Origin of the sequence: Shewanella sp. 10N.286.45.A1, from assembly GCF_041470405.1 — a bacterium.
In the GTDB taxonomy this organism is placed as follows: Bacteria; Pseudomonadota; Gammaproteobacteria; order Enterobacterales; family Shewanellaceae; genus Shewanella.
This window is the reverse complement of the sequence record NZ_JBFRMK010000079.1, coordinates 12,188-18,292: the sequence shown is the minus strand read 5'-3', so window position 1 is coordinate 18,292 and position 6,105 is coordinate 12,188. Positions and strand designations below refer to the sequence as shown.

General features: G+C 43.6%; 4 protein-coding genes. 2 read left to right on the top strand and 2 right to left on the bottom strand.

Annotated features, from left to right (window positions below; translation table 11 throughout):
* Positions 1-18 precede the first annotated feature (18 nt).
* Complete coding sequence (gene hxpB / locus AB4238_RS07130; protein WP_372032498.1) at positions 19-717, bottom strand: hexitol phosphatase HxpB; 699 nt, start codon at positions 715-717, stop codon at positions 19-21.
* A 400-nt stretch (positions 718-1,117) separates the two neighbouring features.
* Here hxpB and acnB point away from each other — a divergent pair, with 400 nt between their 5' ends.
* Positions 1,118-3,715 carry a bifunctional aconitate hydratase 2/2-methylisocitrate dehydratase gene (gene acnB / locus AB4238_RS07125; RefSeq protein ID WP_372032497.1) on the top strand — a complete coding sequence of 866 codons (2,598 nt, stop codon included), beginning with the start codon at positions 1,118-1,120 and terminating at the stop codon, positions 3,713-3,715.
* 154 nt (positions 3,716-3,869) lie between these two features.
* On the opposite strand, the gene rsd is transcribed toward acnB, so the two are convergent.
* A complete protein-coding gene (gene rsd, locus AB4238_RS07120; protein WP_372032496.1) occupies positions 3,870-4,337 on the bottom strand; it encodes a sigma D regulator in 468 nt (155 codons plus the stop codon).
* A 572-nt stretch (positions 4,338-4,909) separates the two neighbouring features.
* On the opposite strand from rsd, the gene hemE reads away from it, so the two are divergent.
* The gene (hemE, locus tag AB4238_RS07115; protein ID WP_371991120.1) at positions 4,910-5,974 is read left to right on the top strand and encodes a uroporphyrinogen decarboxylase; all 1,065 of its coding nucleotides are present in this window, start codon (positions 4,910-4,912) and stop codon (positions 5,972-5,974) included.
* Positions 5,975-6,105 lie beyond the last annotated feature (131 nt).

Below are 6,105 nucleotides of genomic sequence, written 5' to 3'. Positions count from 1 at the left end.
GCCTTGATTAAAGCCCATTCAATTCCCACTGAACCCTGTATCCTCAGGTAGCACGGGGATGGATGCCAATACCTCAGGCAAAAAAGTAAGGTCATCAAGCTGCTGATGGGCGATAACCCATTTGGGTAATCTGGCAAATTTAGGCTCTGGAATGGCAATGGTTTGCATATTCGCAGCCCGCGCAGCGACTAATCCATTGAATGAATCTTCAATGGCTAAACAATTGATAGGATCAATATTGAGCCCATTGGCGCAATTTAAATAAACTTCCGGATGTGGTTTTCCATAGGCTAGATGTTCTGCAGATTCAATCGATTGAAAGTATTTTCTAATTTTTAGCCTGTTTAAAACAGCATTAATGATGTCACTTGATGAAGAGGTTGCGAGGCCAATCTTTAGTCCCATCTCTTGGCAGCTGTTAAGTGCTGTGATTACACCTAACATCGCTTCGCCATCGGTATTAATATGGCTAACAACTTGATCAACAATAGCTTGTGCTGTTCGTTGGTTGTCGTAGTTTGGCCAAGGAAAACGGGCGTACCAGAACGCTACAACCTGATCGATTCTAAGGCCGGTTGTTTCCACAGTATCTTCAATAGAGATGTTTAAACCCAGTTCGGTCATCACCTTGTGCTCGGCAATTTGCCACACTGGTTCGGAATCAATTAATACACCGTCCATATCGAAAATAACGGCTTTAAGTTCGGGTTTACCCATAAGTCCCCAATTATGTTCATTATAACTTTGGTGAATATTAGTGATTATTTTCAGTGTTTTCACGAATAATACTAGGCTTTATTGTACATTTTACAGTAAATATTAATAGCTAACGTGCAGATAAATTAAATGTATTAATCATTAATTGATTGAATTTATTGCTTTAAATTTTAGGTTAACACTATTGTCTAGTTTTCTTTGCTGACTTTACAGTCTATGGTTTGGCGAACTTGTAACTTGAGTGCGATTTCTTATCAGAGCAAGTGTGATCTGATTCATACTTTTGCAAAGCTGTAGTATAATACGCGTCGAAATAAGGGTCGAGCCTGCCGAGCTGTCAGTTTCAATGTGAAGACGAGCAGTTTCGCTGTTAGAACGCCAAACAAAGAGGAATGTTGCCGTGCTAGAAGCATATCGTAAACACGTCGCAGAACGTGCTTCAGAGGGCGTAGTCCCTAAGCCATTAGATGCCCAACAAGTGGCGCAGCTAGTTGAGTTGATTAAGAACCCACCTGCAGGTGAAGAAGCATTCCTTCTTGATCTGCTAGAAAACCGTATTCCACCAGGTGTTGATGAAGCTGCCTATGTAAAAGCTGGCTTTCTAGATGCAGTCGCAAAAGGCGAAGCATCTTCAAGCATCTTGTCATCTGAGCGAGCTGTTGAGCTGCTTGGCACTATGCAAGGTGGTTACAACATTGAGCCGCTAATCGCTCAGTTAGATAACGACGCTCAAGCTCCACTTGCTGTTAAAGCACTATCTCACACGTTGTTGATGTTCGACTCTTTCCATGATGTCGTGGAAAAAATGCAGGCGGGTAACGACTACGCTAAACAAGTTGTTCACTCTTGGGCTGATGCTGAGTGGTTCCTGTCTCGTCCTAAGCTTGCAGAAAAGATTTCGCTGACGGTATTTAAAGTATCGGGTGAAACTAACACTGATGACTTGTCTCCTGCACCAGATGCATGGTCTCGTCCAGATATCCCATTACATGCACTTGCAATGCTTAAGAATGCTCGTGACGGTATCGTTCCTGATGAAGCGGGTGTTGTTGGTCCAATCAAAGAGATTGAGTCGCTAAAAACTAAAGGTTTCCCACTAGTTTACGTCGGTGACGTAGTGGGTACTGGTTCTTCACGTAAGTCTGCTACTAACTCAGTACTTTGGTTCATGGGTGATGATATCCCTAATGTACCAAACAAGCGTGCGGGTGGTTTCTGCTTGGGTGGCAAGATTGCTCCAATCTTCTTCAACACTATGGAAGATGCTGGCGCGTTACCAATTGAGCTAGATGTTAGCAAGATGGAGATGGGTGATGTTATTGATATCTACCCATATGAAGGTCTTGTTAAGCGTCACGATAGCGACGAAGTGATCTCTGAATTCTCGTTAAAGACTGAAGTCTTAATGGATGAAGTTCGTGCTGGTGGTCGTATTCCATTGATCATTGGTCGTGGTTTGACTGACCGTGCTCGTGAAACTCTAGCACTAGAAGCATCTACTGAATTTGTTCGTCCACAAGATGTGGCTGATACTGGTAAGGGCTTTACCCTTGCACAGAAGATGGTTGGTAAAGCATGCGGTGTAACAGGTATTCGTCCTGGCCAATATTGTGAGCCTAAGATGACATCTGTTGGTTCACAAGATACTACCGGTCCTATGACCCGTGATGAGCTTAAAGATCTGGCATGTCTAGGTTTTAGTGCTGACTTGACTATGCAGTCATTTTGTCACACAGCCGCTTACCCTAAGCCAATCGATGTGAACACTCACCATACACTACCTGATTTCATTATGAACCGTGGCGGTGTTGCACTGCGTCCAGGTGACGGTGTTATCCACTCTTGGTTAAACCGTATGCTACTGCCTGATACTGTAGGTACCGGTGGTGACTCACATACTCGTTTCCCAATTGGTATCTCGTTCCCAGCAGGTTCTGGTCTTGTTGCATTTGCTGCGGCAACGGGCGTTATGCCACTGGATATGCCTGAATCTATTTTGGTTCGTTTTAAAGGCGAACTGCAACCAGGTATGACGTTACGTGACTTGGTACATGCAATTCCGCATAAAGCGATTGAGATGGGTCTGTTGACGGTAGAGAAGAAAGGTAAGATCAACGCTTTCTCTGGCCGTGTTTTAGAGATTGAAGGTCTTGAACAACTTAAAGTTGAGCAAGCATTTGAGCTTTCTGATGCATCTGCTGAACGTAGTGCCGCTGGTTGTACTATTAAGCTGGGCAAAGAGCCTATCATCGAATACCTAAACTCTAACATTGTCATGCTTAAGTGGATGATTAGCGAGGGTTATGGCGATCGTCGTACTATTGAGCGTCGTATTACTGCAATGCAAGAGTGGTTGGCCAATCCTGAGCTTATGGAAGCTGATAGCGATGCTGAGTACGCTGAAGTTATCGAAATCGATTTGAACGAAATCAAAGAACCTATTCTTTGTGCGCCAAACGATCCAGATGATGCGATTCTACTTTCATCAGTGGTTGATACTAAAATTGACGAAGTGTTCGTTGGTTCTTGTATGACTAATATCGGTCACTTCCGTGCCACCGGTAAGATGCTAGACAAGTTTGCGACAACGCTACCTACACGTTTGTGGATTGCACCGCCAACTAAGATGGATCGTGATCAGCTAACTGAAGAGGGTTACTACGCCATCTTCGGTCGTGTTGGTGCACGTATCGAGATCCCGGGTTGTTCACTGTGTATGGGTAACCAAGCACGTGTTGCTGAAGGTTCGACAGTTGTTTCAACTTCAACGCGTAACTTCCCGAACCGTTTAGGTACTGGTGCAAACGTTTACTTGGCATCAGCGGAACTTGCAGCTGTGGCAGCACTATTGGGTCGCTTGCCATCTCCTGATGAGTATCAGACATACGCTAAAGAGTTAGATGCAACGGCAGCTGACACTTATCGTTACCTGAACTTTGATCAGATTGCATCGTACACAGAAAAGGCTGACGAAGTTATCTTCCAGTCTGCTGTATAAGCTATAGATTTGATGTACTAAAAAGGCCAGCTAATTAGCTGGCCTTTTGTTGTCTGATTTTGTCTTGGAATGTGTTTGCTACAGTCATTGGCAGGTGACGTTACACCTTCGGGATTTAGGCGAACATCTTGTTAAGAGCAACCTCGACTACTGACTATGAATGCTTAGTGTGTAGCACTTCCAGTAACTTATCTTCTAACGCAAAGCGTGTTTCCATTGCATGACCCAAAGATGACAGATCTTTATCGAGATGGAATAGCACTTTCTCATCTTCTGCTTCAGTGTACTTGTCATTGAAATCGAGCGCGGTATCTGTGGTTTCACTGATCTGCGGTACTAACTGCTGTGCTAGCTCCTGGCTTGAGCAGCCATTTTTCTCGCAAGCAGTCACGACTTGGTTATAGATCTCGAAATGCCCTTCCGAAACATAGTCCATTAATTGGTCACAAAAGGTTTTAACGGAGTCAAAAGCTGGCAATGAGTTTTCGGTCACTTCATAAGGTGGAATGCCGGCAATTTGGCAATAGTTAATCAATAGGTTACGACGGTTATTTAGCCATTGATCTATAAGAGTATTTGAACCGCCCCATTTTTGTTCGGCTTTTTCTAACTTTCTTAGCATGATCTTTCCCGTTATGAAACTATCCCTAACTTCTAATGTAGGGAGAACGGCGACTTTGATCAACTGTTTTCGGACAATTTATGGCTAATCGTGCAAATGGACAAACCAACTTGAATAACAAAATAGAAATGCTTAAAAAGAAAAAGCCCAACGATAGAATTCTATCGCTGGGCGAGTAAAGTTTTGCGGGCTCGATGCGACGAGCTTCTTGATTGTTCTTGCTAGCGCAGACTTTTTATACCAAAGCTGACCAGTAGGTGCAACTTTTTTCTGTCACATTGAGAGTTATACAGGCTAGGTTAAGTCAAGTTATGGTTACAGCTCGCAGTTATTGAAGATATGAGGTTTCCGCCCATTCTAAGTGGATCCAGCATATTTAAGTCGGATGGGCATGACATTGAAGGGCTTAGAAATGAGACTGTTAGCAATATAAATGTGTTAACTACGTCCTAGTTGCGACTATTTGTCGAGTTACTGGTCACATAATTTCACCGATAGAGGTTACTTTACTAGCGTAAATGCTAAACTACTGACCCAAGCGGATATCAATATAAGTTTAGGAATCAAGCCAAATGGCAGAATTAAAGAATGATCGTTATTTACGTGCGTTATTAAAACAGCCTGTCGACAGAACTCCTGTCTGGATGATGCGTCAAGCTGGTCGTTATCTTCCAGAGTACAAAGCAACCCGTGCTGAAGCCGGTGATTTCATGTCGCTTTGTAAAAACCAAGACTTGGCTTGTGAAGTTACTTTGCAGCCACTACGTCGTTATGACCTAGATGCTGCGATTTTATTCTCTGATATTCTTACTGTTCCAGATGCAATGGGGCTTGGTCTGTACTTTGAAACAGGTGAAGGCCCACGTTTCGAGCGTCCAACAGATACTATCGATTCAATCAAGAAGCTATGTATCCCAGATCCAGAAGATGAACTTGGTTACGTAATGCGTGCTGTTAGCACTATTCGTCGTGAGCTTAAAGGCGAAGTACCATTAATCGGTTTCTCAGGTTCACCTTGGACCCTTGCCACTTACATGGTTGAAGGCGGTTCAAGCAAGACATTTGAAAAGATTAAGAAGATGGCTTACGAAGAGCCTGCAACGTTACACATGCTATTAGACAAGCTAGCTGACTCAGTTATCTTGTACCTAAACGCTCAAGTTGCAAACGGTGCACAGTCTCTAATGATCTTTGATTCATGGGGTGGCGCGCTATCTCACCACGCATACCGTGAATTCTCGCTACGCTACATGCAGAAAATCGTTGATGGCCTAACTCGCCATGCAGACGGTCGCCAAGTTCCAGTTACTTTGTTCACTAAAGGTGGCGGACTATGGCTTGAGTCTATGGCTGAAACTGGCTGTGACGCACTAGGTCTAGACTGGACTGTTGATATTGGTGATGCACGTCGCCGTGTAGGTAACAAAGTTGCGCTGCAAGGTAACATGGACCCATCTGTACTTTACGCTTCTCCAGAACGTATCCATCAAGAAGTCGATCAAATTCTATCTTCTTACGGTGAAGGTACTGGCCATGTATTTAACTTGGGCCACGGTATCCATCAACATGTGAACCCAGAGCATGCGGGTTCATTTATCAACTCAGTACATGAGTTGTCAGGTAAGTACCACAAGTAATCTACTTGTTGTATTGAATAAAGCGAGCCAATGGCTCGCTTTTTTATTGCCAAAAATTGGTTGAGTACTATTAAGCTTCGCCCAAATGCATTAGGTTAAACCAATCAGCATAAGAAGTTGATCTACTCAGA

Bases quoted from the DNA above. Each gene is read 5' to 3' on its own strand.
- hemE (WP_371991120.1), top strand. From the start codon at position 4,910: ATGGCAGAATTAAAGAATGATCGTTATTTACGTGCGTTATTAAAACAG.
- hxpB (WP_372032498.1), bottom strand. From the start codon at position 717: ATGGGTAAACCCGAACTTAAAGCCGTTATTTTCGATATGGACGGTGTA.
- rsd (WP_372032496.1), bottom strand. From the start codon at position 4,337: ATGCTAAGAAAGTTAGAAAAAGCCGAACAAAAATGGGGCGGTTCAAAT.